Genomic DNA, 24,708 nt, shown 5'->3' on the forward strand with positions numbered 1-24,708 from the left:
CCGGGCCCCCGCGATGTCGGTCGGCTGTCGGTGGGCACAGCGACCTGTCGGCGGGATGTGGGTGGTGTCAGGGACCGTGGGAGCGGGGCCGCCGGTTGTGAACGTGCGGCCCCGCCTGCCTCCACACCCCTCCGAGCTTCCGGGAGCCCGCCATGCCCTCCGTACCCCAGACCCCGCAGTGGGACGTCCACCGGCTGCCTCACGCCGAGGGAAAGAGCTTTCTCGTCACCGGCGGCAACGCGGGCATCGGTTATTTCGTCGCCGAGCAGCTCGCCGGTACCGGGGCCATGGTCGTTCTTGGTAGCCGCGACAGGGCGAAGGCCGAAGAGGCGATCACTTCCATCAGCTCGCGCGTTCCCGGCGCCAAGGTGAAGCACCTGCCCCTGGACCTGGCTGATCTCGCCTCGCTCAAGGCATCCGTGGACGCGCTCGAACTGGATCGCCTCGACGCCGTCGTCCACAACGCCGGCGTGGCGCTCGACCATCCACCGCGCCGCGAAACCACGGCCGGCCACGAGCTGATGCTCGCGACCAACCACCTGGGACACTTCGCGCTGACCCACCACCTGGCCCCCCTGCTTACGGCAACCCCGGGGAGTCGGATCGTCACCACCGGCAGCTTCGCCGCCAAGTCCGAACGCCTGGACCTCGACGATCTCCAGAGCACGCACGACTACCGGCCCAAGCGCACCTACGCGCGGTCGAAGTTGGCCCAGATGCTCTTCGCTTTCGAACTCGACCGCCGCCTGCGTGCTGCCGGCAGCACGACGCTGAGCGTCGTCGTTCACCCCGGCGGCGCGCTCGACTCCCTCACGCCTTCGCGCCCGCCATTCCATGTCCGGACCGTCGGCGAGCGGCTGGGCCACCTGCCGCTCGGCCTTCTCGTCCAGGGCAAGGACGCTGCCGCATGGCCCGCGGTACGGGCCGTACTCGACCCCGACGTCCGAGGCGGTCAGATGTGGAGCCCCCGCCTGTTCGGGCTGCGCGGTACGCCCAGGATCGAACCCCTCTGGAACCACCTCGCCGACACCACGACCGCGGCACGTCTATGGGCGGCCAGCTGCGACGTGACCAGCACCGACCCGTTCGTTCACCGCACCGCATAGAGGGCACCAGGCGCGCCTGTTCACGACGGCCTCCGAACTCCGTGGGTTCCTCCGCCATCTCTGATCCCAAGGACAGCACGGGCCGGTTCCTACGGGGCGCGGACGGGCCAGGGTGCCGGCCGGTTGCCATCCCGCGCCCGAAAGACGCGGGACCTGCGGGCGCGCTGCCTCGGCGCGGGCGCCGGGAGGTCGTGGCCCGCTCCGCGTTGGTGGGGCGGAGCGGGCCACCGTGACGTTCGGCTCAGCGGCTCAGCGGCTCACGCGGGCAGCAGGTCGGACAGGCCTCGCCGGCGTTGCTCGGCCCAACTCGCCAGCGCGGTCTGGCAGGCGTGGTCGAGGTAGCGCAACCCCGTCAGGTCGAGGTCGACCGCGCGTCCCGGCGGGAGCGCGTCGAGCTGGTCGAGCATCCTGGGCAACCGCAGGAAGGTGGCGTTGCCGACGACCCTCACACGGATCGGCCGTGACCCGCCGGCGTCGTCCACCTCCAGGTGTACGTGGCTGGTCTCCCAGGCCGCCTTCGCCACCGCCATGAGCAGCCCGACGAGCACGCCCTCGAACATGCCGACCACCACGATCGCCCCGCCGGTGACGAGCAGTACCACCGCCTCGCCCCGGTGTTCGCGCCACAGGGGAGCGATCTCCCGTACGGGCATCAACGTGCAGCCGGCGTACACGAGGACACCGGCGAGCGCGGCCACGGGCACCAGTGCGAGCACCGTCGGGAAGGCGGCGGCGAAGACGAGCAGCCACGCCCCGTGCAGTACGCGCGAGGCCTTGGTCCGGGCCCCGGCCCGGACGTTGGCGGCGCTGCGGACGATGACGGCGGTCATCGGCAGTGCGCCGAGCAGGCCGCACACGGTGTTCCCGGCGCCTTGGGCGATGAGTTCCTTGTCGTAGTCCGTGCGCGGTCCGTCGTGCAACCGGTCGACCGCCGCGGCGCTGAATAGGGACTCCGCGGAGGCGATCAGGGTGAAGGCGACGACCGTGCCGAAGATCCCGGGGTGGGTGAGCAGACCCGCCTCTTCGAGCCCCGGCAACCGGACGGCGTCGAGCAGACCGCTCACCCGGATCCGGGCCACGGGCAGGTCGAGCGCCCACACGGCCGCCGTGGCCAGGAGGACGCCGGCCAGCGGGGCGGGCAGGGCCCGCGCCCCCCGACGCCACCGGGGCCAGAACACCAGCACCAGGATGGTTCCCACGCCGACGGCCACGGCGCAGAGCGCGCTCGCGGAGCCGGCCGTGCGGACGACGAGGGCGGGCAACCCGCCGATGTTCGCGGGCCCGTTGCCGGGCGCCTTCGCGTCGGCGAGGGCGTAGACCTGTCCGACGACGATCACCAGGCCGATGCCCGCGAGCATCCCCTGTACGACCGCGACGGAGATCGCGCGGAACCAGCGGCCGAGCCGGAGCGCTCCCATGACCAGTTGGAGCAGCCCCGACGCCAGGACCAGGATGCCGAGGGCTTCGACCCCGTAGCGGGTGACCGCCTCCAGGACGAGCACGGTCAGCCCGGCGGCGGGACCGCTGACCTGGAGGCTGCTGCCGGGCATCAGCCCGGTGAGGAGGCCGCCGACGATGCCCGTGATCAGGCCGAGTTCGGCCGGCACACCAGAGGCGACGGCGACGCCGACGCACAACGGGACGGCCACCAGGAACACCACGAAGGAGGCGGAGAGGTCGGCGCGGTAGGACGTGAGTCGCTTCATGAGGGTGTCTTCCTTCTGGATCGTCAGAGCGGAAGGAAGAGACCGGAGGTGGGCTGGTAGGAGGCGACCAGACCGGTGTGCACCTCGTAGAACCAGCCGTGCAGGCCCACTTCGCCCCGCGCCACCCGATCGCGCACGCACGGGTACTCCCGCAACCTGGACAGCTGTTCGCGCACGTGATGTTGGACGGCGGCGCTGACCGACGGCTCGTCGTGCGCCGGCAGCTCGTCCGACAACTGCTGGTCGAGCCAGTCGCGCATCGCCGGTACCCCGGTCAGCTCCTCCCGCCTGGCCTTGGCGCCGACCGCGCCGCAGTGCGAGTGGCCGCAGACCACGATGTCGGCGACCCGCAGGACCGACATCGCGTACTCGATGGTCGCCGCCTCGGCACTGGTGGCGCCCTCGGTGTAGGCGGGCACCGCGTTGCCCGCGGTTCGCAGTTCGAACAACTCGCCAGGGCGGGCGCCGGTGATCAGGGAAGGGACGACGCGGGAATCGGAGCACGTGATGAACAGGGCGAGCGGGGACTGGCCGTCGGCCAGGCGCCGGTAGCTCTCGCGCTCCTCACGCCGGTGGGCGATGCGGGCCGTCAGACCCCGTGCGTGGCGGATGAAGGTCTCCATGGGGAGGTCTCCTGCTGAAGAGTGGTGTCACCGCGCGGGTGACATGAGGGCGAGTGGGGTCCGAGGGGTACGGGACTGGTCGCGCGCGCCCGCGGGGTGCCGTCCAGGCCACCCGCGCCGACGCCCGCCCGCCGAGCGGGCCGCAGACCGGTTCCACCTCGCTCAGCAGCGGAAGACGCCGTGCAGGAGGGGAAGTCGGCCGGGTCTGGCCGCGGCGGGTGACGCCGTCGCGGCAGGATGGGGCAGGGCCGCAACGGGTGTGGCCCGTACGTCGTCCTCGTGCCCGGGCGGACAGGAACGGCCCGCCCGGGCGGGCACGCGCAAGGCCGCACCGGCCGTCCGCGCGACCGCGGGGCCGTGTTCGTCCTGGGCGCCCGCGCCCGGACGCGAGGGGCACGTACCGGCGGGCGGGGTCGAGGGGACCGCCGCGTACGCGGGGGAGGAGACTGCGCCCCGGGGCGTCGCGGTAGCGGCCCCTTCGACCCCGCCCGCGCAGCCGAGCAGGCACATCAGAACGAGGACGACCACGGCCGACCGGAACCGCGCCGGCCGCCGCTGTTCGCCGGCGGTGACTGTGTCCAGGGGCATGGAGGGGCCTCCGTTCCGTGGTCGGTCGTCTGAGGGTCCGTCGTGCGCCGGTCGCGGAAGGTGGGCGTGGTCACCGGGCGGGGCGGTGTGCCGAGGCGGGCTCGGGGAGGGGCGCGTGGAGGTGAGGACGAGGGGAGGGCGAACGTGTGGGGTCGTCATCGCGGTGGGGTCCCGGACCAAGGTTCACGACGGATGCTCGTCGCTCCTCGACGTGCTCCGCGCCACCGTGGTGGCGCCGGTGGCATCGCGCCGTCGGCTCCCAGGAGATCACGGACGCGGGCTGCGGATAACGCGAAATGTCGCCAAATCCTTTGAGGCGCCGTCCAAAACCGCTCCGTGCGGCGACGACGCGGCACGTGCCCCGAGGGCGTCGCCCCCCCGGCGCGAGGTCCGTCGCGTACGCCTCGCCGAGGCTCCCGCACCCGGAGGTCCGGGGTGGCGCCGGCGCTTCGAGAGGGATACCGAGACCAAAACGCGTTGGAGTGGCCGGGAGCATCCGACGCGCGTACATCCGCCCCACCGGGGGCGGCACGGGACAGCCGACCGCCCTCGGCGACATCGAGGCCGCCGACATCATCCGACGCCGGAGGCACGGCGGCCCGCCGGTAAGGGACCGGCCGCTTGCCGTTTCGGGGCACCCGTCGCGGGCACGCGGCTGCCATGGACATCAGCGCGCACACCGAAGACGTGATCGAAACGCAGAGGGAGGAGCACCACGTCGTGCTCTCCGCCGACACCAACGGTGACGGGAAGCCCGACGTATGGATGATCGACACCACGGGCGACGGGAAGGCCGACCTGTACCAGTTCGACACCACGGGTGACGGGCGGATCGACGTGACCATGGCCGAGCCCGCGGATGAGCCCGCGGGTGAGGCCGCCGCCGACCGCCTGGTCGTCGAGGGCGACGGCGGTCACCCCCCGCAGGTGTGATGGCGCACTCCCCGCTCGTTGATCGGGTCGGCATCCCCGCCACGCCGGGTTGCCTCCGCCAGGGCGTGGCGTATCGCGGACCGGCGGTGGTCAGGACGGCAGTCGGGTTCCCAGGCCGTCGAGGACGACAGCGAGGCCGTCGATGAACTTGCCGTCGCGGATCGCGACGGCGTGGGCGTCGCTGTCGGGGTCCTGTGCGTCTTCGGGGGCCGTCGGGGGCAGGAATCGGGCGAGGAACCGCGCCTCGCTCTGCCCCGAGCGCGCCACCGTGGTCAGCCACGCCGACTCCATGGTGCTCATCCCGATGGAGTAGGAGAAAAGGGCGTCCACCGCGGTGTGCGGTTCGGTGAATCCGGTGTGAACGAACAAGGCCGTCAGGCGCTCCATCACCGCCGCCAGGTTGGGCCCGAGGGAGGCCAGGCCCGCTTGGCCCAACTCCGCGCACACCCAGGGGTGGCGCAGGGCCGTCGCCCGGAACGAGCCCGCGCACGCGGTGACCGCCTCCCGCCAATTCCCGTCGTCGGCCTCAGGTAGGACGATCTCTCCGAGGACTTCGTCCACCGCCAGCTCCAGCAGCTCGTCCTTGGTGTCGACGTGCCGGTACATGGACGTGGCTCCGGCACCGAGCCGGGCGCCCAACTTGCGCATGCTGAGCGCTTCGATGCCGTTCTCGTCGAGCATGGCGATCGCCTCGCGGACGATGGCCGCCCGGTTGAGCGCGGGGGTCCGGGGAGCCGGCGCGGGTCGCGCCCACACGGACGGGATGCGGTCTGCCTTCGCTGTCACGTGTGGTTATTCCTCCTGCGTGCGCACGGTGTACGCAGGAAGCGTACAGGCCCCTCGCGCCGCGCCCGCAGGGGCGGGGCGCAGCGCCGGATCCGCCTCGCGACCCAGGTTGCGCACGGTGTGCGCATCTGAATACAGTGTGCACGCCCCGTCGGGGGTTTGAACGGGGGAAATCACGGGGGACGGCTTCCGTCGGGGCCTACCGGCGTGATCGGGCGGGGTCGCAGGCGACCCCGCCCGACGCGACCCCGCCCGACGCGACCCCGCCCGACGCGACCCCGCCCGACGCGACCCCGCCCGACGCGGCTCGGCTCGACGCGACCCCGCCCGACGCGGCTCGGCTCGATGTCGAGGCCGCCACCGAGCCCGTTCCGCGACGACCGCGTGAACCGGCCCCCGCCACGAGCTTCGCGACCTCGCCGTCTCGACACGCTATGTCACACCCAAGGCGTGGCCGACGAGGTGATCGGCGATCCGGCCGGGGCTGCGGAGTCCGGCACCCCCGAGTAGTCGGGCAACTCGACGCCGTTGATCGCGCGCCCGACCAGCTCCGTGAACCATTCGCCGGCGAAATCGGGGCCCGGCTCGGCGTCGGGCCCAGGGATGTCGCGGCTGCGGGCGTTCAACCGGCCGATCTCCTGGTTGGCCTCGACGAACGAGCGCATCCGCGCCTCGTAGCGGGCGAACCCGGCGTCGGGGTCCCATCCGGCGGCGGCCAGCTCTCCGGCCAACAGGTAGGCACCGACCAGGGCCAGCCCGGTGCCCTGCCCGGACATCGGCGACGAGCTGAACGCCGCGTCCCCGAGCAACGCCACCCGCCCACTCGACCAGCGGTCCATCGCCACTTGGGCGACCTGGTCGAGGTAGAAGTCCGGGGTGTTGTCCAGGTGCGCGAGGACGTCCTTGGTCAGCCAGCCCATGCCCGCCATCCGCTCCCGCAGCAGGACCTTCTGGGCCGCTACGTCACGGTGGTCGACGTCGAAGTCGGCCGAGGCGAGGTAGAACATGGCCATGGCGCGGGTGGCGTCCTGGATCGGCCGCAGGAGGGCGGAGCGCCCGGACCCCTGATCCTGGTACTCGATCAGCCAGCGGTCCAGCCCGAACTCGTTGGGCACACTGTAGAAGGCCAGCACGTGCCCGAGGTGGTGGAGGAACCGCTCATGCGGTCCGAAGACCATCGCTCGCAACTCCGAGTGCAGCCCGTCTGCCCCGACCACCAAGTCGAAGCGCCGCCGGTCGCCGCCCGCGAAGACCACGTCGACCCCGTCCGTGTCCTGGGCGAGCTCGGCGATTCGATCGCCGAAGACGTACTCGACGCCGTCGCGGGTGTCGTCGTAGAGCACCTGGGACAGGTCCCCGCGCAGGATCTCGATGTCCGCGATGAACCCGTCGCCACCGTCGTCGTCGGCACGGAAGGTCTCCAGCACCTGCCCGTCCGCGTCCACGGTGTGCGCGCCGGCGGTGTCGGTGCACGCCGCGCGCACCGCCGCGTCCAACCCCATGCGCCTGATGGCCTCCCGGGCGACCCCGCGCGCGTCCACCGCCTGCCCGCCGGGACGCAGCTCGGGAGCCCGCTCCACCACGGTCACCTCAGCCCCCCGCCGACGCAGCCAGTGGGCCAGCGCGGGTCCCGCGATGCTCGCCCCAGCCACCAACACCCTGGGAGCGCTCACCGGCATCCCCCGCCCGCCTGTCCGGATCGCGTGTCCCCGGTCGGAGTCGTCCACGCTCATCACTGCCTCCATGTGCTTTCCCGCGCTGGAGGTTCCCAGCACCGGCCCATCTCTGTCGGGGTATCCAGCCGTATCGACTGCGGATCGCCACAAAACTCATCGGTCACGGCGGACATCGATGAGGAACGCCAACTCCGATGAGACTCACATCAACCCAGACTGGTGCGTTCAGGACCAACCAGCCAACCAGCCAACCAGCCAACCAGCCAACCAGCCGATCAGCCGATCAGCCAGGCCGCCATCCGCGACTTCGCCAGATCCGCGCGCAACGCGGCGGGAGTCGGCAAGGACCGCTGAGAACGCCTCCATCGCGCCCCCGTCGAGCGCCGCGCCTGCCGCGCCGACCTGCCATGGAGTGGGACCCGATTGCGGGCCGGCCCCGCTGCGAGCGGTTCTCCCACTGCGGGGCGGCCCCTGACGGCCCCGGCCGCGCGATGGGACCTCGGCGGAACGCTACGGGCCGTGGTTCAGCCCACGAACCCCCAGTCGCACCGCGTCTTCGGGCCGGCGCGGAGGCCGGCTGGGGTGAGTGAAGACCGGCCCAGCTGGAGGTCTCGCTGCCTGGACTCGTCCGCGCTCTCTGTCAGCTCGTCGATGGAGGATCAGCGGAGTTCGACGCTGGTGCCGACGCGTGCGAGTAGCTGAAGGACGTCGTCGACGTACGGAACCTCGCCCGCCGTGTCCACGGATACTGCGGCGAGCGCGCGTTGGGCCACTTCGGCGTCGTGCCAGACCAGCGTGAAGGGCGCGGGTGGCAAGTCCCCGCCGCACGGGCAGCCGCGCAACGTGAGCCAGCACTGGGGGTAGTGGCCGCCGGGGCCCGCGACCGCCTCGCCGATCGCGCACATGAGCCCGGGCACATCGGTGACATGGCGGCCGTCGAGGTGCCGTACGGGGCCGGGCAGGGCCCGGCCGGCGTCCTGACGGGCTGCGGTGAAGGTGGCCCACTCGGCCCGGCCCTCGGACGCGAACGCTGACCACGCACCGGGCTCAGTCGGCGGCCCCTCGAACCAGGCGTCCCACACCGGTCGGACCGTCGGCACGGGCCGGACGGCGGGGCCCTTGGCCAGCCACAGGTCCACGAGAGCACCGCCGAGCGCGGACGGGCGAGAGGCGACGACCTGCAGCGGCATGTGCTCCTGGTGGCGCATGACCCGGCCGGTCCGGTCCACGGCGAGCAGCGTGACGGGGTCGCCATCGCCCCGGGGGTTCACCAGTCGACGCAGCAACCGCTCACCGGGCTCGCAGCCGATCAGCCGCATGGGCGGCGATGCGGGGAAGGGCCGTTTGCCGTACAGGCCCTCGACCCGGCGGCACTCGCCCAGGCGCCCTCCGCCCGCTCCGTTGAACAGCCGCCATTTGGCGTCCGCCGGCTCGCCGCGGCGCCATACGGGGCCGTCGACCTCACCCTCGATTACCAGGTCGAACAGGGAAGTGTCGATGCTGGAGGGTCCACAGTCGACCAGGACGGGGGAGAGCAGCTCCCAGTGGTCGTCGTTGTAGGCGTCGTACGGGTCGCCATCGGGGTCGGCCCCTGGCACGGGGAAGTCCACGATGAGACCGAGTGCTCCGAGGTCGACGGGCTCGCCGCACAGGTGGCGGGCGCGAACGGCCGCCTTGAGCAGTCGACCGGTCGGGGCACAGCCGACGAGCGTCACCCGTTCCCGGCGAGGGGCCGATTCGACGAACAGGCCGTCGACCTCGGCGCAGCGCGCCCACACGATCAACTCGCCATCCCATTCCTCGCTGACCAGCACGTACTTGAGCGGCAGCGAGCGCTCCCAAGTCCAGACGGCCTCCTCGACCACCACCGCGTCCGCTCCCCTCGCTTGTGTGTCGTGCCTTCTTACCGGTCCCTCAGCCTGCCACCTCGGAATCCGGCGAAGACGGCGGGGATCAGGTCGGGGCGCTTGCCAGGAGCTTCTCAGTCGCCCGTCTGGTAGTCCGTATCAGATCAGGGGCCATCCCCGCGTATGCGGGGGCCCCATCTGTTTGGTCACGGTGGAGGGGTGCTGGTTCGACCCAGACGCGCAGGAGGACCTCTGCCTCGGCGGGCTGGATCGGGCCGTGGATGTCGGGGCGGGGGTTCTTCCGTCCCGAGAGAGCGTCGACGTGGTGTGGGGCGAGGGCGTCGAGGCGCGGGGCGACGGTGTGCGCCTCGGGCGGGACGTGCCTCAGGAGGAGCGCCCCCGTGTCCGGGTGGGCGCAGTCGAGGGCGGCACCGGTCCGTTGAGCCGGTCCTGGGTAGGTCGTCATCCGGGATCTCCGCGATGGCGGGGTCGGCCAAGAGATCCTCCGCTACAGATGGCGCCGCCGACGGCACCTCGCAGGTTCGGCTCTCCCCTGGAGCAGCGATCACCCCACTCCCCACCAGGGCACCCCGGGCAAGCAGGAGCGACTTCACCGACCCATACGCGTGTCGTCCTGCACTGAGTCCGTTTCGGTAGCCCGGGAACAGCGGACGGGGCCGTCGGTGAGCCAGGTGCCGTCGCCCAGGGGCTCCAGGTCGTAGGGGTGGGCCACCTCGACAGTCATTTCGCCGCTGATCGTGCCCGTGCGCACGTCGATCAGGTGGTGGCGGAACCACTCCTCCCCCTCCTCGGTCTCACCGCCGAGGGTGACTACAGCCGTGTCGGGGGTCAGATAGCCGCCGCTCCATTCCACGAAGGTCTCTTCCGGGTCGTACCCGAAGGCCTCGACGGGGAGAGTAAGGAGCACGTCCCCGCTGGGGTGGCGGTGGAAGGAGGCGTCCGCCTGCCCGTGGTCGACGGTCATGAACTGTTCCCCGCCTGGAGCCAGGTCGATCAGGCAGCGGTCCGACCACGGGTACGTCACGAACTCCACCTCGCCATCGGGCCCGGCCGTTCCCCGGAGAATGACGGAGCCGTCCTGACCCTCGCCGATGTCGAGGTAGATGCTGCCGTCCACGGGGTGCACGTGGTGGCCGGCGCCGTGCCCCACCGTCTCCAGCTCCCGGCGGCCGAGGACCGCCCCGCTGTCGACGTCGTACACGACCCACTGGTCTCCGCCCCCACGTTCCGCCATCGCGTCCGGCCGGTAGACCCACACGGTCCGGCCGTTCAAGGACAGCGCACAGCCAGGCTGGTGGCCATGGGGCACGTCGGAGTGCGGCTCGAAGTCCGACACCCACAGCAGGTCACCCGTACCCGTAAGACAGACGACCCGGTTCAACGTCGTGTAGACGACTCGCTCCCGATCGGGCCGAACCACCGACGCCACGACCTCGTCACCGGCCTGCGGCTGGAACACCGCGGCAGGCTCCAGCATCTCGAAAGCACCGGCGTCAATCACATAGGCATGGATGCGCCCATCGCGGTGACGGGTGATGACCTTCGGAAGCTGTGGAGGAGTCATCCGCCGAGGCTAGCGCCCAGCTCAGACACTCGACGGGTGGGACCGGCCTGCACGATCCCGCCCGTGATCAGGTACCGCGTCAGGCGGAGCAGGGTACTGCGCGGTGACACGCCGGATGTGACCTACCCAGGAATCGGGCGTCAGGAGGGACCATTCCACGTCGATCTCAACTCCGTGGAGTCGCCGGGTGTGGTCCGCAAGTTGCGTGAAGATCGCCGTCTGTACGTCCTCAAGGGCCGCATCGGCGTGCATCGGGACCTTGCCACACCGCCACCCGAGTCGTCGGCAGTGAATGTATAGGGCCAGACATCTTGCCCAGTCAGCAGGATGATCTCCCTCGGTATGCCGAAGGGAGGCCGCTTCTTCTTCGTCTTGGGTCGTCTCGCCACAGTGCCATCCAACCCGACAGAGCGCGGAGTCGGGCACGTGGCGTACACAGCTGTCACCCGGCGGCCGCATGGGCTCATCGGCGCGCTTCAGCTCAGCAGCTGGAGCCGGGCCCGAGAATAGCTGCCTTGCCGGGTCTCCGCGCGGGGGACGTCGATGTATCGGGCGAGGATCAGCGCGTCCGCAGGCTCGTCGGCCTGGAACGTGACACGCCGCAGCAGGTTGACCCCGCGGGAGGGGCGTCGAGCCCTCAGGGCGGCCGCATACCGTTGGGTGGGTAGGCGTGAAGCGTGAGCGTGCCGTCCGGCGCCGAGGTGGCGGGAGCGTCGCCGAGCGCGATTTTCTCTCCGTGCCCCAAGTGCTTCTCTCAGGGAGTCGAGGCGGAGATTCCGGATCCCCCTCACCCGAGATCCCACAGCCACACCGTGTCATTGCTCCCCACGCTCGTGCCGCTGCTGCACCCCGCGGCCAGCGACTTCCCGTCCGGGCTGAAGGCCAGTGCCTCGACGGAGGCGCCGGGCTCGTAGGTCGCGGTGGCGGTGCCGGAGGTGGTGGACCAGACGACCACCTTGCCGTCCCGGTCACCACTGGCCAGCGTGCTCCCGTCCGGGTGGAAGGCGACCGCCTGGACCGGGGAGTCGTGGCCTTCCAGGGTGGCGACGTCGGCCCGGGTGGCCGTGTTCCACAGGCGCACCCCGTCGCCCTGGCCGCCGAAGGCCAGGAGCTGACCGTCAGGGCTGAAGACCGCCCCGGTCGCGCCCGTGGCGTCGAGGGTGGCCAGGACGGCGTCGGCCGAGCCGTTCAGCAGCTGGACCGGCGATCCGGCGGCCAGCATCGCCCCGTCCGCGCTGTAGACGGCCGGGCCGTTCTTGACGTCCTCGCGCAGGGCGAGCCGGGATCCGGAACCGGTGTCCCACAGGTACAGGCCCCGGCCGCTGCCGGCGGCCAGCGTCTTCCCGTCGGGGCTGAGCCCCAACTCATGCACGAACCCGTCCTGGAGCTCGCCCGTGGTCTCTCCGGTGAACGTTCCGACCGTGCGGCCCGTGGCGACGTCCCACTTCAAGACTTTGTGCTCCTCCGCCCGGTAGAGCGTCTTGAGGTCCCGGCTGAAGACATGCGGCTGGATGTACTGGGCGATGCTGATCCGGGTGGTGCTGGTCTCCTTGCCGGGCAGCGACCAGCGCCAGATTTCCCCGTTCCCTCCGGCGGCGGCCAGCGACTTCCCGTCGGGGCTGAAGGCCAGCTCGTACGCGCTGCTCGGGCCGTCGAGCGCGTCGCTCTTCCGGAGCAGCAGGTAGGCGGGGACCCCGATCCCGGCGACTGCGGCGACCGAGGCGCCGCCGATGAGCAGCGCGCGCCGCGAGGGCCCACGGCGGGCCGGACCGGGTTCGGGGGGCGTCGGCCGCCCGGGTACGGGGCTGTCGGGGCCGGGTACGGCGGCGCCGAGGTCCGGCGCCGCTGGGCCCGCTGGGGCCGCCGGGGCCGCGTGGGTACGCGTCAAGGCAGCGGCCAGGGCGCGCGGGTCCTGACCCACGCCCGCGACCGGCCCCGGGCTCGCGGCCTGGGTGCGTTCCGTGGGCGGCGGCTGCGTGGTCTGCGGGGCCTGTCCCGATGGGGCCGCCACCACGGTCGGTGCGTGGCGCGGTGGGTGGACCGGCGCCGCCCGCGCGACGGCGGCCGCGAACCGGGCGGGCAGGCCCTCGACGGCGGGCCGGTCGGCCGGGTCCTTGGCAAGGCATTCGGTGAGGATGGCCCGCAGCTCGTCGTCGATCCCGTCGAGGGCGGGCGGTTCGTCCAGGATCCGCTGGACGACGGCCAGCAGGGAGGGCGCGTCGAACGGGCCACGGCCCGTCGCGGCGAAGGCGATCACCGAGCCGAGGGCGAACACGTCGCTGGCGGGCCCGGCCCGGTCGGCGCGGATCTGCTCCGGCGACATGTAGGCGTAGGTCCCGATGACCGATCCGGTCGCGGTCAGCGAACTGGCGTCCACGGCCCGCGCGATCCCGAAGTCGATGACGCGCGGCCCGTCCTCGGCCAGGATCACGTTGCCCGGCTTGAGATCCCGGTGGACCAGGCCGCACCGGTGGATGGCCGCGAGCCCTTCGGCGAGCCCCGCCCCGAGCCGCAGCGCCCCCGCCGGATCGACCGGCCCGTGCTCGGCCACCGCCCGGTGGAGGGTGGGGCCCGGGATGAACGCGGTGACCAGCCACGGGGATGCGGCCGACGGGTCCGCGTCCACGACCTGCGCCGTGTGGAACCCGCCGACCTGCCGTGCGGCCTCCACCTCCCGTGTGAACCGCTCCCGGAACTGCGCGGTGCCGGCCAGCTCCGGCCGGATCAGCTTCACCGCGACCCGGCGACCGCCCGGCGACGTACCGAGGAAGACCTGGCCCATGCCGCCCTCGCCCAGCCGTCCGTCCAGGCGGTAGGGGCCGACCCACCGCGGATCGTGGGGCAACAACGCGTCCATGAGCACCGTTCCTTGAGATGAAGAGAGAGGCATCCGGTCAGGCGAGCTGCCAGAGCTGGATCGTGCTGTCCCACGAGCTGAAGGCCGCCGCGAGGGTCTTGCCGTCCGGGCTGAACGCCAGGGCGGAGAGCAAAGGAGCGGCGACCGACTCCTCGATGTCGGCGGTGAGGGTCAGAGCCACCCGCCCCGTGTTCAGATCCCACAAGCTGATCGTGCCGCCCGTGGCGGCTCTGACCTTGTCCTTGACGTCATCCTCCGGACCGAGCCCGAAGCCGCCCCCCGCGATCATCGGATGGCCCGGCCGGTACGCGGCCTCCTCAAGGCGCCGGTGCGGCGAGGTGAGGGTGGTGGTGGGCCGCCCGCTCTCGCGGTCCCACAGATGGACGCCGGGCCCCGCACCGCCGATGGTCTTTCCGTCCGGGCTGATCAGCACCCGGTTGAAGCGGAACTCGACGGAGTCGTCGGTGAACGTCCTGGGTTGATCCCCGCCGTCGACGGCCCAGAGCAATACCCGCTTTTGGGAAGCGGTGGCCACCGCCTTGCCGTCCGGGCTGAACAGCACGCCGGACGGCTCGCCCGCTTCGATCTTCTTCAGGCGGCGGCCGCCCGCCAGGTCGAAGAGCTGGAGAGTGCCTCCTCCGGCGGCGGCGAGGACCGCGCCGTCCGGACTGACCGCGAGGGAGTACGGGGTCGGAACCGAGAGCGTCTCGAACCCCGAGAGCGCGGGCAGCGGCGTCCGGGTCCGCACATCCCAGCGCCGCAACGTTCCGTCCTGGCAATCGCCCACCAGCGTCCGGCCGTCCGGGCTGAAGGTCAGCCCGTAGGCGTGCGGAGGCTCTCCGCCGAACTTGGTGATCGTGCGGCGGGTGACGGTGTCCCACAGCCACAGCTCACCGGCGGACCCACCGGCGGCCAAGGTTCGGCCGTCCGGGCTGAAGGCGAGACACCGCAGCGACTGGGGGTGCCCTTCGAGCCGGGCCACGGGCCGGGTCCGATCCTGTTCCGGCGCCGATCCCAGCCAGGAGTCCGGGAACACAAAGGCGGGTACGGCGACGACGGCCGCCGCGGCGCCTATCCCGCCGAGGAGCAGCGTACGGCGTGGCAAGGCCGTGGCGGGACCGGGTGTGGTGGGCGCACCGGGCAGGTCGGGCCGGCCCGGTGGTGCCGCGGCCGGCTGCGTCGGCAGGGCATGGAACGCCACACCGGGCGCGGCCCCGAGGGCACCGCCGGGCGAACGGGGCGGACCGGTCGCCACGCCCGGCCCGGTGACCGAGAGCCGGGCCAGCACCTCGTCCATGCCGGGGCGTCGAGCGGGATCCTTGGCGAGGCATGCCTCGACCAGCTCGCGCAACGGGGCCGTCAGTCCGTCGAGTTGGGGCGGCGCGGTGACGACCCGATGCACGATGGCCGGGACGTTCGTCGCGTCGAACGGGCTGCGGCCGGTCGCCGCGAACGCGAGTACGGAGCCGAACGCGAACACGTCGCCGGCGGGCGAGAGCGCCTCGCCCCGTACCTGCTCCGGTGACATGTAGGCGTACGTCCCGATGACCGATCCCGTCCTGGTCATCGCTTCCGCGCCCGACTCGTGCGCGATGCCGAAGTCGATGATGCGCGGTCCGTCCTCGGCCACGATCACGTTGCCGGGCTTGAGATCCCGGTGCACGAGCCCGCACCGGTGGATCGCGGCCAGCCCTTCGGCGATCCCGGCACCGAGTCGCAGCACAGCCGCCGGGTCACGGGGCCCGTCGGCGTCGACCAGCTGTTGCAGCGTCGGACCCGGTACGAACGCGGTGGCCAGCCACGGCGGTTCCGCCGCCGGATCGGCGTCCACGACCTGCGCCGTGTGGAACCCGCCGACCTGCCGCGCGGCGGCGGCCTCCCGCGCGAACCGCTCCCGGAACCGCGCGGTGCCGGCCAGCTCCGGCCGGATCAGCTTCACCGCGACCCGGCGACCGCTCGTCGACGCACCGAGGAAGACCTGCCCCATACCGCCCGCGCCCAGCCGTCCCTCAAGGCGGTAGGGGCCGACGGTCCTCGGATCGCCGGGGCGCAACGGCTCGACCGCGGAACTCCGGGTTCCACCAGGGCGTATGGACTCTGTCACGCTCGGCATTCAACCATGATCCGCCGCACGGGGGTTGAGCGTCCCGGCCTCCTGACACACCGATGACGGATATCGACCCGGCCCTCGGCCCACTCGCGTCGGACGGGCAGGGGCGGCCCTACGCCCTGGCCGCCGGGGCAGCGCTTGCGACCCTGCCGCCCATGTCTCTGGTCAAGGACAGCGGGCCCCCCGGACCAGCCGGGCCGCAGGCACGCCCACGCTGGACGGCGTACGGGCGCCGCGTGCTGCTGTGCGCGCCGCTGAACTGGTTCGCGCTCCTGGTCCTGCCGCTTTCCCTGGACCGGTACGTGTTGTTCAGGATGGCCGGACTGGCCCTGCTGGTGCCGGGGTCTATCGGGGTGGCGGTGCTGGCCCTGCTGCCGGGCGAGCTTGCCGAGCGGGATCCGGCCAGCCGCGTCGATGACGTCCATACCGTGGTCGGCGGGGTGAACCGGCTGAAACAGGCCGGGGACGTGGTGCTGTTCATCCCGGCTGCGCGGCAGGACACGGCGCTGGCCTCCCCGGGCACCTTCGAGGGCCTGACGGACATCGCCCTCACTCGCACACCGGTCGCCTCGGGCGGACGAAGTGGCCGCCGTCGTAGCGACCGGTGCCCACCGCGAGCAGCGGTCAGATGAATGGCCATCGGGTGCACCGAGTAGTGCGAACGGACGAGCGCCTGGCAGGCCAGACCATCCGTGCGGTAGACCCCGACGGGTGCGGTGCCGCCGAACCACCTGGAGCAGGTCGCAGCCGTCCGGCCGCGCCGGTAGGTCCGGGACATCCCGCCGGTACAGCTGCGCCAGGCCGATCATCGGCAGCGGATCCGTCTCCGACGCCCCGGGGAGCCGGTGCTCCATGCGCAGCTCGGCCAGGAGCTCTCGTTCCTCGTCCGTGGGGCCCGGGTTCTGTTCCCGGGCCCACGCGGCAGCCAGGATGCGCCGGTGGTGGTGGATGTCGGCCGGGCGCCGACCCCGCCCGCGGCCGTGGGCCTCACCGCACACCGGCCACGGCTCATCGGCCGGCCACAGCATCGGACCGCCCACCGAGCTGTCCGACATCTGCGGGCTACCCGGCCGCGGGTGGAGCCGCGTCGTCGTACCTCGGTAAGCAGCCAGTTCAGGGAAGAGCGCCTCGACATCGAGCGGGCGTGAGGGCGTGGTCCTCGTCATGGAACGCTCCCCTAAAACACCCGGTGATCCCGGCCATCAAGACCTCCGGCAGCAACTTCGCCGTGCCCACCTTGCACAGTGGGCGAGGCGAAGCCGTCGGCGAGGCCGCTGGTGTGGTTCTGGAGTTGGCGGATCGTGATCCGATCCCCGTTGGGCTCCCGGCACCCATGTGGAGACGTGGTCCTCAAGGGCGACCATTCCTTTGCCCACCAGCTGCAGGGCGAGGTTGGCCGTGAACGTCTTCGTCTGGCTCGCGATCTCGAACTGCATGTCCGTACCGGAGCGGCGCCCCAGTCGCGAGGTCGGCGACGCCGGTGGGACTCGTTGGACAGGGCGATGTGTCCCCAGCTCAAGGAGGGTTCCGTGTGGAATCGAACCTGCACCACGGCTCGATCGAGCGCCGGCCTCGGTGCTACGTCACGTACAGCACGAACACCAGGAAGGCGGCCGCAGCCACGGCGGATGCCGGCCATCCCGCGGTTTTCGAGGGGAACCCCATCGTCTCGAACAACTTCGTCATGCCTATGCCGATCCAGAGAGGGCCCACCATTAAGGCCTTGAACCACCACGCGGCGTCCATGTCCGTCGAGCTGGACGTTGGCGTGATGTGGATCAGGAATCCGCCGCCAAGGGCAACGAGGACGAGGCCAATTACCGCATCCCCCAGGGAGAAGGTGGCCTTCGCCGGTCTGGCACGGACCGGTGGCCGGGCAACCTCCGCTTCCCGCAGCGCCGGCCTGGGGGAGTTCGCCCCGGTGGCGGCCAACGCGGCCGGAGGTGGAGCTGTCGTGTCGGAGCTGATGTCCGGGGCGGCGGGCGTTCGCAGGGCGTCCGCGGTGGACCGCAGGACCGCGTTGGTGACGGCTGGTGGCAGCCATCCCGTGTCCGCCCCGATATGGGTTGGTGGAGGTGGTGGAAGTGTGCGGGCGGCCGCGGCCGTGGGCCGGGCGGCGGGATCCGTGGCCAGGCATGCGTCCAACAGGAGCCTGAGGGCTGGGGGCGCTCCGTCGAGGTCGGGGGCGTAGGTCATGAGGCTGGCGAACAGGACGGGCAGGGAGTCTCCGGGGAAAGGCGGACGGCCGGTGGCGGCGTAGGCCAGGACGGCGCCGGCGGAGAACACGTCTGATTCCGGGCCCACGTCGGCGCGCTCGAACTGCTCCGGCGACATGAAGCCCAGCGTTCCCACCGTCTGTCCCGTTCGGGTCAGCCCTGTGGAGCCTGTCAACCGTGCGATTCCGAAGTCAATCAACCGGGGCCCGTCGACTCCCATCATGATGTTCGACGGTTTGACGTCCCGGTGGACCAAGCCCGCCGCGTGGATGTCTGCCAGCGCGGACATCAGGTCCCCGGCCAGTTTCAGCAGCGACGCCTCGGGCAGAGGCCCGAAGCGAGTCACCGCCTCGCTGAGGGGAATTCCCGGGACGTACTCCGTCGCCAGCCACGGGACCTCCGCATCCGGGTCGGCGTCCACCACCGCGGCCGTGAACGGTGAACCTACCCCCCGTGCGGCGTCGACCTCGCGCACGAACCGGCGCCGGAAATCCGCTTGACCGTCGTTCAGCAGGTTCGGGTGCACGATCTTCACCGCCACGGCCGCGCCGTCCGGCCCCCGGCCCAGGAACACGCGCCCCATTCCCCCGCTCCCCAGTACTCCGACCAGCCGGAACTGGCCCACCTGGCGCGGATCATTACTGCCCAGCGCTTCCATCACACCTCCGTCACTACGGCAGCCCCACGCCCTCGGACGGCTGGAACTGCTCAATACGACAGCCCATCGCTCACCCATGATCCTCAACCCCCCGACACCAGGCAGGCGTTCGAACGGATTGGACGACATCGGCTCGATAGGAGGGACTGCCGGTTACTCGGTGTGCACCCCGCACTCACCGCTTCTTTCCAGCGTGGACAGGGCTCCCCTTTGCCGTCTCCGATGCGGGAACTACCACGCGGGCCCCGGGGGAGCCGGATTCGGATCGGGCCGGCTTCGGATGTGCCGTCGGCAGCCCGGGAGGGCACTATGACGGAGGCGGCATTCCGCGGTTTCCCGTCGACTCACGGGGGCGCTGCTACCAGGCCGACACCGTGTTCCAAAGGTCCAGATCAGGGCCAGTGGAAGGCATACGGGGAGGAAGACCCTGGCTGCGGCCCGATACGGCGGTGGCCATGGCTTGTCCATGGGTAGAACATCGCCGCCGGGCCGAAGGGCAGCGCAACCAGGGCAGCGGTCCCGAGGCAGACGAGGAAGGGAATTTCGCCGAGAATGCCCCCGACCGCCTCTCAGTCGACGGGGCAGGACAGCGGGCGGCGGGAACTGGCGGACGAGGTCGTCGTCATGAGGTCCTCGGTGTCGTCGCCACCGCTGGTTCCGGCCAGCATTCTCGCGACCGACGATCCTGGGGACGATGGGTGTGAGCGCGCAGGACGTTGTGGAGAGCCTGCGCCGTCGTCGGGTGCCTCATGTCTCCGAACGGCTCGTGGCCGACGAAGGCCGTGCGGGTGCCCGCCCGTAGGCCGGCACCGATGTCGCATGGCGAGTCGCCGACCATCCACGACCGAGTGAGGTCGAGCCCCAGGTCGTGAGCGGCGCGGTGCAGCATGCCAGGGGCCGGCTTCCGGCAGGTGCACACCGTGCGGTACCGGGACAGGGGCGCTTCAGGGTGGTGCGGGCAGGCGTAGATGCCGTCGAGTCGGACTCCTCGTCGGTCGAGGAGGGCGCGGAGCCGATGGTGCATGGCCTCCAGGGTGACGAGGTCGAACAACCCCCGGGCCACACCGCTCTGGTTGGTGACGACGACGAGTGCGAGACCTCGGTCGGCAAGCGCCCGGAGGGGGACGCCGATGCCGGGCCGGAGGAACAGCTCATCGGGGTGCGAAGGATAGTGCCGGGGCTCTGTGAGTGTGCCGTCCCGGTCAAGGAACACCGCCGGTCGCAGCGCGGGCGTGTCCGGCCCCGGCACGGGGGTCTTCGCGTCAGCTCGTCGGACGGGCACAGGAGATGCTGGGGGGTTCGGTGGTTTGGGGGGACGTGGGCACGGGGCGCCGGGCAGTGCGGTCTGCCGTACGGTGACCGGGACTCGGCTGCCGGAGGTCATCGGATCACTGGCTGCCGGGTGACCTGCACCAGGCGGGAGGTGGTCGAATGGCCGTCCAGGTAGGGAACGGTGACGACCTCGCCGCCCCAGCTCTCCACGAGATCGGCCTCGGCGAGGCGTCGGCCCGCGTAGTCGCCGCCCTTGACCCAGACGTCGGGCCGGAGTTCGGCCAGGACGCTCTCGGGAGTGTCCTCGTCGAAGACGAGAACACCATCCACGCATTCCAGTGCCGAGAGCAGCATGGCGCGTTCGTGTTCGCCGACGACCGGTCGGTCCGCTCCCTTGAGCCTGCGGACGGACTCGTCGCTGTTGACGCATACGATCAGCGCGTCGCCGAGGCGGCGGGCCCGGGCCAGGACTGAGAGGTGTCCGGCGTGCAGCAGGTCGAAGCAGCCGCCCGCACCGACCACCTTGCCGCCGGCGGCTCGCACTCGGGCCGCCAGCATCAGGGGGTCCGTGCGGCCTTGGGGCGAGGGGTCGGTCAGGGAGGCGGGGCCGCCCGCTTCGACATAGCGGCCGGCGGCGGCGACGGCGGCATCGACGGCTTGAGAGGGCAGCCGTCCGCTGCCGAGAGCGACGGCCGCGGTGACGGCCAGCCGGTCGCCGGCCCCGCAGGAGTCACCGAGGGCGGGGCTGACGGGGACGATCATGGGGTGGCCCTCAGCGCCGGTCACCAGGACGGCGCCGTCTCGGCCTCGGGTTATCGCCACCTGTTTGACGGGCCACTCGGCCATGAGCCGGGCGGCCCGCGCGGTGTCGCCGGCGAGGTCTCTGCCGGAGGGGCCGCCGGTGAGGAGGAACGCCTCGTCCGCGTTGGGGACGGCCAGGGCCGTCCCGGCGACTGGGGCGGGCCCCCGGGGGTGCGGGTCCCATACCAACGGGCGGCCGGTAGCCGCACAGGTGAGGGCCGAGCGGAGCCCGCCGTGCTCGGCGAGGCCGCGCCCGTAGTCGCAAACGAGTACCGCCGCGGCCTCGGTCAGACGGGCTCGGACCATGGCGGGCAGTGGACCGAGCGGGAGCGGACCTGAGTCCGTGTCGAACCGGATCAGCGTGCGGTCGGCCGTCCGGACGCGGGTCTTGACCGGTGTGCCGCCGCCGGTCGCGAGGTCGATGACCTCGACGCCCGCCGCATCGAGGAGGGTGCGTACGCGCCGGCCGGCGGCGTCCTGGCCGAGACCGCACACGAGGGTGACCTTCCAGCCGGGTTCCTCGGCGGCGAGGAGGGCGGCCAGACCAGCGCCGCCGGGCCGGTCGGCGTCCTGTGCGCCGACAAGGACGGGCACTGGTGCCTCGGGACTCAGCCGGTCGGCGGTGCCGGTGATGTCCCGGTCCAGGACGACGTCACCGACGACGACAAGTCTGCGCGTGCCGTCGGCTTCGGTCCCCATCGGCACGTCGGGTTCCGAGGGGTCGGCGCGTCCGGTGAGCTCGGAGTCGACGGCCGCGCACAGCAGGTGCACGGCGACGAGGTGACCCTCCTGGATGGTGGCGACCTGGTCCGCTTCTACACGAACGGCCTGGTCGCTCACGCCGGCGAGCGGGTTCGGGCCCGGCCCGGTCAGCGCCCAGACCGTCATGCCGACGTCCCGCCCGGCCGCCGCCGCGGCGAGGACGTTGGGGCTCTTGCCGGAGGTGGAGAGCAGGAGTAGGACGTCTCCGGGCCTTCCGTGGGCGCGGACCTGCCGCGCGAATACCTCCTCGGGCCCGTAGTCGTTGGTGATGGCGGTCACCGAGGAGGAGTCGGCGTGCAACGCGATGGCGGACAGCGGTGCCCGGTCGGCCCGGTACCGTCCGACGAGCTCAGAGGTCAGGTGCTGTGCCTCGGCCGCCGAACCGCCGTTGCCTGCGACCAGTAGCCGCCCGCCGGCGGTCAGCACGGCTGCGAGGGCGCGGCCCCATGCATCGAGGAGGTCGGTGTCGAGACGGTGGAGAGCCCGGGTGAGAGCGTGGAGGTGCTGTTGGCCCGATACGGTCATGGAATGCCATCCAGGGGTGAGTTGGGGGTGGTCCGGCGGCCGGGCGTTCATACCCGCTCGGGCGTCCTGCCCGCGCGGACACGCCGTACGTAGAAGTGCAGGAGGAGGCCGGCGGCCAGCAGCCACAGCACGGCCACACCGGCTTCGTGTATGGCCGCTTCCCACAACTCCTCAGTGGTACCCGAGCGGAGGGCCGGCAGACCGGCTCCCAGGGGGAGCAGGTGGCTCGCGAGGCGGAGGGCTTCGGCGTCCACGGGGACGACCGCCCCACCGCACAAGAGGATGAGATATCCGGCGAAGTTCACGGTCAGTCCCTCGTCCAGGCCCGTCAGAACGAGACCGCAGCAAAACATCCCGAGGCAGAGACCGCTGATGGTGGTGAGGGCGAGTACGGGCAACGCGGCGGCGATCGCCAGGGTCTCGTGGTAGCCGAGGACGGCCGGGCCCATGAGGAACAGGGCCAGCAGGGCGGTGAGCAGTCCTTCGGCGAGGTACACCCAGGACCGCAGCACCATCACCAGCAGCAGCGGAACATTGCCGAGCCGCAGCCGGTACATGGTCCCCTGCGGGATCTCGGAGGTCACGACCGCGGTCGCGCGGCTGACGACGGCGATCACCGGAGCGAACGCGACGGCACCCACGAAGGCGTACCCCTGGCCGGACTCCCCGGAGACGAGTCGACCGAGCAGAGTGAAGAAGCCAACCTGGAACACGGCACGCATCACAATGCTCGTCAACCCCGCGGCGCTGACCGAGCCGAGGCGGTACTCCTTCCACGAGAGGGCACCGATCCGCAAGGCCGTGGCCAGGAGTGGGCGCAGGCCTTCAGACAAGTTCGAGGGTGCCTTTCGCTCGGCCGCGGCGCAGCACGGCGGACAGCGCCGCCACACCACAGGTCAGGTAGACGGCGGTCAGTAGGCCGATGGCAAGGTAGGGGGTGACGCCGGGGGTCCGCCCGTGCGCCGATTCGTGGACCACGTCCGACAGGTGGCGCAGGCTGACCACCTGGGCCGGCCAGCGCAGCACGGCGGGGAGCATCTCCGGTGGGATGAGGAGGCCGCCGAGGACGAACACCGGGTAGCCGAGGGCTTCGATGATCCGTAGACCTGCGCGGGAGAGGACGATGGCGCAGCTCAGCAGGAGACCCATCGTCGCCGCGGAGAGCACGGCCGACACGATGACCATCACGGCCGTGGAAGCACGGGGAACCTCGGGGCGCAGCCCGAGCAGAGGCACGGCGACGGCTGTCGCGGCGACGGTGCGGATCAGTCCGAGCGCGGCGATGCCGAGCGTCTTGCCCATGAGGACGGACAGCAGCGACACCGGACGGACGAGCAGGGCGGCGAACGTCCCTTCGGCCATCTCACGACGCAGCAGGGTGCCCGCGCCCCAGAGAGTGGCCGACCACAGGGCGATCATCACGCAGCCGAAGACCATCTCCGTCGTCTGCCGGCTGCCGACGGGGGCGGACCCCTGGGAGACGATCACCAGCAGGACGACGGGTTGGACGACGGAGACGACCAGGGCCGTCCTGACCTGTGCCGTCTCCCGAGCCTGCAGCACCGACGCGCGCCACATTGCCCAGGCTTCGGCCTTGGCGAGCGGGATCCACTCACGCATGACCGGAAGCCAGCCTGCGCAGCACGGCCTCGACGCCGGGAGAGGAGACGTCGATGTCCGCGACGGGATGCTCGCGTACGAGTCGAGCCAGGCGGGTGAGGACGTCGGCGTCCCACGACTCGACTTGGAAGGTGATCGTCCAGCCGTTTTCGTCCTGGAGGATCCGCGCGGTCGGGTCGCGCATGACGGAGGGGAAGTCCTGGGCGGCCATCCCGGACCCGGACAGCCGTACTTCGGCGGTGAATCCGGCCTGCCGCCTGAACTGGGCGATGGGGAGGTCGTGCGTCACGCGGCCGGCCCCCAGCAGGACAACCCTGCTCGCCAGCCGGTCGATGTCGACGGGGTAGTGACTCGTCAGGAGGACTGCGGTGCCTGCGCCTGCCAGTGTGGCGACCATCTGGCGGACGCGCTGGGCCTCTTCGAGGTCCAGTCCCACGGTCGGCTCGTCCAGCATGAGGAGGCAGGGCCGGTTGAGCAGTCCGATTGCCAGGTGAAGGCGTTGGCGCATGCCTTTCGAGAAGGTCTCGACTCTGCTGTCGGCGCGCTGGACGAGTCCCACCTGGTCAAGGGCCTCCAGCGCGCGGGGGCGCAGGTGGCGGCGCGGGCCCGACAGTCCGCCGAAGAACATGATGTTGTCCAGAGCGGACAGACGGGGGTAGAGACCGCGGTCGCCGCCGAAAATCACTCCGATGTGCCGCCGCGCGCGGCCTCCCCGTTCCGCCACGTCGTGGCTGCAGATCTCGGCCTCACCGCCCGAGGGCAGGAGGAGCGTCGAGAGGATCTTCAAGAGCGTGGTCTTGCCCGCTCCGTTCACACCGAGGAGCCCGACGATCTCCCCGGCCTGCACGGTGAAGCTGACTCCGCGGAGGACTTCCGTGGGAGGGGTCCCGGGGAAGGTCCGGCGAAGGTCACGGATGCGCAGCACGTCACCTTTCGCCTCGCACCGTGTCATAGATGTCCGCATCCTTTGCGAGTGGCGAGAGAAAGAGGTCCGACATGGGGGACACCGAGGCTCCCGGGTCGGCGACGCTGTGTCG

The 24,708-nt window shown here is 71.5% G+C and carries 20 protein-coding genes and 1 pseudogene; 4 read left to right on the top strand and 17 right to left on the bottom strand.

Going from position 1 to position 24,708, the window contains the following annotated elements; all coding sequences use genetic code 11:
• Window positions 1–152: 152 nt before the first annotated feature.
• On the top strand, window positions 153–1,106 hold the full coding sequence (locus ACIOD1_RS29665) for an SDR family NAD(P)-dependent oxidoreductase (RefSeq protein WP_365625613.1): 954 nt from the start codon (window positions 153–155) through the stop codon (window positions 1,104–1,106).
• Between the two features lie 257 nt (window positions 1,107–1,363).
• Here the strand turns inward: ACIOD1_RS29665 and ACIOD1_RS29670 are convergent, their stop codons facing one another.
• From ACIOD1_RS29670 to ACIOD1_RS29680, 3 genes are all read right to left on the bottom strand, one after another.
• The gene (locus tag ACIOD1_RS29670) at window positions 1,364–2,812 is read right to left on the bottom strand and encodes a SulP family inorganic anion transporter (protein ID WP_401905742.1); all 1,449 of its coding nucleotides are present in this window, start codon (window positions 2,810–2,812) and stop codon (window positions 1,364–1,366) included.
• A gap of 23 nt (window positions 2,813–2,835) precedes the next feature.
• The gene (locus ACIOD1_RS29675) at window positions 2,836–3,435 is read right to left on the bottom strand and encodes a carbonic anhydrase (protein ID WP_365625607.1); all 600 of its coding nucleotides are present in this window, start codon (window positions 3,433–3,435) and stop codon (window positions 2,836–2,838) included.
• Window positions 3,436–3,597: 162 nt separating this feature from the next.
• The gene (locus ACIOD1_RS29680) at window positions 3,598–4,023 is read right to left on the bottom strand and encodes a hypothetical protein (protein ID WP_365625604.1); all 426 of its coding nucleotides are present in this window, start codon (window positions 4,021–4,023) and stop codon (window positions 3,598–3,600) included.
• Between the two features lie 660 nt (window positions 4,024–4,683).
• On the opposite strand from ACIOD1_RS29680, the gene ACIOD1_RS29685 reads away from it, so the two are divergent.
• On the top strand, window positions 4,684–4,956 hold the full coding sequence (locus ACIOD1_RS29685; protein WP_401905745.1) for a hypothetical protein: 273 nt from the start codon (window positions 4,684–4,686) through the stop codon (window positions 4,954–4,956).
• A 90-nt stretch (window positions 4,957–5,046) separates the two neighbouring features.
• Here ACIOD1_RS29685 and ACIOD1_RS29690 read toward each other — a convergent pair whose 3' ends face one another.
• The gene (locus ACIOD1_RS29690) at window positions 5,047–5,742 is read right to left on the bottom strand and encodes a TetR/AcrR family transcriptional regulator (RefSeq protein WP_401905748.1); all 696 of its coding nucleotides are present in this window, start codon (window positions 5,740–5,742) and stop codon (window positions 5,047–5,049) included.
• Between the two features lie 437 nt (window positions 5,743–6,179).
• Window positions 6,180–7,421, bottom strand: a complete 1,242-nt coding sequence (locus tag ACIOD1_RS29695) for an FAD-dependent monooxygenase (protein ID WP_401905819.1) — start codon at window positions 7,419–7,421, stop codon at window positions 6,180–6,182.
• Between the two features lie 216 nt (window positions 7,422–7,637).
• Between ACIOD1_RS29695 and ACIOD1_RS29700 the strand changes: the two genes are divergently transcribed.
• A complete protein-coding gene (locus ACIOD1_RS29700; RefSeq protein WP_401905749.1) occupies window positions 7,638–7,772 on the top strand; it encodes a PT domain-containing protein in 135 nt (44 codons plus the stop codon).
• 305 nt (window positions 7,773–8,077) lie between these two features.
• Here ACIOD1_RS29700 and ACIOD1_RS29705 read toward each other — a convergent pair whose 3' ends face one another.
• The 4 genes from ACIOD1_RS29705 to ACIOD1_RS29720 form a co-directional block, all read right to left on the bottom strand.
• On the bottom strand, window positions 8,078–9,286 hold the full coding sequence (locus ACIOD1_RS29705) for a hypothetical protein (protein ID WP_401905751.1): 1,209 nt from the start codon (window positions 9,284–9,286) through the stop codon (window positions 8,078–8,080).
• Window positions 9,287–9,875: 589 nt separating this feature from the next.
• Window positions 9,876–10,850, bottom strand: coding sequence for a hypothetical protein (locus ACIOD1_RS29710; RefSeq protein WP_401905753.1), 975 nt, complete (start codon window positions 10,848–10,850; stop codon window positions 9,876–9,878).
• 787 nt (window positions 10,851–11,637) lie between these two features.
• Entirely contained in the window at window positions 11,638–13,707 is a 2,070-nt protein-coding gene (locus ACIOD1_RS29715; protein WP_401905755.1) for a WD40 repeat domain-containing serine/threonine protein kinase, read from the bottom strand.
• Window positions 13,708–13,744: 37 nt separating this feature from the next.
• The gene (locus ACIOD1_RS29720) at window positions 13,745–15,820 is read right to left on the bottom strand and encodes a WD40 repeat domain-containing serine/threonine protein kinase (protein ID WP_401905757.1); all 2,076 of its coding nucleotides are present in this window, start codon (window positions 15,818–15,820) and stop codon (window positions 13,745–13,747) included.
• Between the two features lie 152 nt (window positions 15,821–15,972).
• Between ACIOD1_RS29720 and ACIOD1_RS29725 the strand changes: the two genes are divergently transcribed.
• Window positions 15,973–16,449 carry a hypothetical protein gene (locus ACIOD1_RS29725; protein WP_401905758.1) on the top strand — a complete coding sequence of 159 codons (477 nt, stop codon included), beginning with the start codon at window positions 15,973–15,975 and terminating at the stop codon, window positions 16,447–16,449.
• 570 nt (window positions 16,450–17,019) lie between these two features.
• Here the strand turns inward: ACIOD1_RS29725 and ACIOD1_RS29730 are convergent.
• The 8 genes and pseudogenes from ACIOD1_RS29730 to ACIOD1_RS29765 form a co-directional block, all read right to left on the bottom strand.
• The gene (locus ACIOD1_RS29730) at window positions 17,020–17,355 is read right to left on the bottom strand and encodes a serine hydrolase (RefSeq protein WP_401905822.1); all 336 of its coding nucleotides are present in this window, start codon (window positions 17,353–17,355) and stop codon (window positions 17,020–17,022) included.
• Between the two features lie 40 nt (window positions 17,356–17,395).
• Window positions 17,396–18,691, bottom strand: coding sequence for a serine/threonine-protein kinase (locus ACIOD1_RS29735; protein WP_401905760.1), 1,296 nt, complete (start codon window positions 18,689–18,691; stop codon window positions 17,396–17,398).
• A 622-nt stretch (window positions 18,692–19,313) separates the two neighbouring features.
• Window positions 19,314–20,075 (bottom strand): D-glycero-alpha-D-manno-heptose-1,7-bisphosphate 7-phosphatase, encoded by a 762-nt coding sequence (locus ACIOD1_RS29740; protein WP_401905761.1) that lies wholly within the window; start codon window positions 20,073–20,075, stop codon window positions 19,314–19,316.
• Window positions 20,072–21,463, bottom strand: coding sequence for a PfkB family carbohydrate kinase (locus ACIOD1_RS29745; RefSeq protein WP_401905824.1), 1,392 nt, complete (start codon window positions 21,461–21,463; stop codon window positions 20,072–20,074). Before ACIOD1_RS29745 ends, ACIOD1_RS29740 begins: the two co-directional genes overlap by 4 nt.
• Window positions 21,464–21,490: 27 nt before the next feature.
• Window positions 21,491–22,051, bottom strand: a pseudogene (locus ACIOD1_RS29750) (SIS domain-containing protein); the annotation flags it as partial.
• Window positions 22,052–22,098: 47 nt separating this feature from the next.
• Window positions 22,099–22,944, bottom strand: coding sequence for an ABC transporter permease (locus ACIOD1_RS29755; RefSeq protein ID WP_401905764.1), 846 nt, complete (start codon window positions 22,942–22,944; stop codon window positions 22,099–22,101).
• The gene (locus ACIOD1_RS29760) at window positions 22,877–23,671 is read right to left on the bottom strand and encodes an ABC transporter permease (RefSeq protein ID WP_401905767.1); all 795 of its coding nucleotides are present in this window, start codon (window positions 23,669–23,671) and stop codon (window positions 22,877–22,879) included. Before ACIOD1_RS29760 ends, ACIOD1_RS29755 begins: the two co-directional genes overlap by 68 nt.
• The gene (locus ACIOD1_RS29765) at window positions 23,664–24,596 is read right to left on the bottom strand and encodes an ABC transporter ATP-binding protein (protein ID WP_401905768.1); all 933 of its coding nucleotides are present in this window, start codon (window positions 24,594–24,596) and stop codon (window positions 23,664–23,666) included. Before ACIOD1_RS29765 ends, ACIOD1_RS29760 begins: the two co-directional genes overlap by 8 nt.
• Window positions 24,597–24,708 lie beyond the last annotated feature (112 nt).

The sequence above is a fragment of the Streptomyces sp. NPDC088097 genome, from assembly GCF_044741845.1.
In the GTDB taxonomy this organism is placed as follows: Bacteria; Actinomycetota; Actinomycetes; order Streptomycetales; family Streptomycetaceae; genus Streptomyces.

What these genes read in the sequence shown, in the direction of transcription:
- ACIOD1_RS29665 (WP_365625613.1), top strand. Translation starts at nt 153, where the DNA reads ATGCCCTCCGTACCCCAGACCCCGCAGTGGGACGTCCACCGGCTGCCT.
- ACIOD1_RS29670 (WP_401905742.1), bottom strand. Translation starts at nt 2,812, where the DNA reads ATGAAGCGACTCACGTCCTACCGCGCCGACCTCTCCGCCTCCTTCGTG.
- ACIOD1_RS29675 (WP_365625607.1), bottom strand. Translation starts at nt 3,435, where the DNA reads ATGGAGACCTTCATCCGCCACGCACGGGGTCTGACGGCCCGCATCGCC.
- ACIOD1_RS29680 (WP_365625604.1), bottom strand. Translation starts at nt 4,023, where the DNA reads ATGCCCCTGGACACAGTCACCGCCGGCGAACAGCGGCGGCCGGCGCGG.
- ACIOD1_RS29685 (WP_401905745.1), top strand. Translation starts at nt 4,684, where the DNA reads ATGGACATCAGCGCGCACACCGAAGACGTGATCGAAACGCAGAGGGAG.
- ACIOD1_RS29695 (WP_401905819.1), bottom strand. Translation starts at nt 7,421, where the DNA reads ATGCCGGTGAGCGCTCCCAGGGTGTTGGTGGCTGGGGCGAGCATCGCG.
- ACIOD1_RS29710 (WP_401905753.1), bottom strand. Translation starts at nt 10,850, where the DNA reads ATGACTCCTCCACAGCTTCCGAAGGTCATCACCCGTCACCGCGATGGG.
- ACIOD1_RS29715 (WP_401905755.1), bottom strand. Translation starts at nt 13,707, where the DNA reads ATGGACGCGTTGTTGCCCCACGATCCGCGGTGGGTCGGCCCCTACCGC.
- ACIOD1_RS29720 (WP_401905757.1), bottom strand. Translation starts at nt 15,820, where the DNA reads ATGCCGAGCGTGACAGAGTCCATACGCCCTGGTGGAACCCGGAGTTCC.
- ACIOD1_RS29725 (WP_401905758.1), top strand. Translation starts at nt 15,973, where the DNA reads ATGTCTCTGGTCAAGGACAGCGGGCCCCCCGGACCAGCCGGGCCGCAG.
- ACIOD1_RS29735 (WP_401905760.1), bottom strand. Translation starts at nt 18,691, where the DNA reads ATGGAAGCGCTGGGCAGTAATGATCCGCGCCAGGTGGGCCAGTTCCGG.
- ACIOD1_RS29740 (WP_401905761.1), bottom strand. Translation starts at nt 20,075, where the DNA reads ATGACCTCCGGCAGCCGAGTCCCGGTCACCGTACGGCAGACCGCACTG.
- ACIOD1_RS29745 (WP_401905824.1), bottom strand. Translation starts at nt 21,463, where the DNA reads ATGGGGACCGAAGCCGACGGCACGCGCAGACTTGTCGTCGTCGGTGAC.
- ACIOD1_RS29760 (WP_401905767.1), bottom strand. Translation starts at nt 23,671, where the DNA reads ATGCGTGAGTGGATCCCGCTCGCCAAGGCCGAAGCCTGGGCAATGTGG.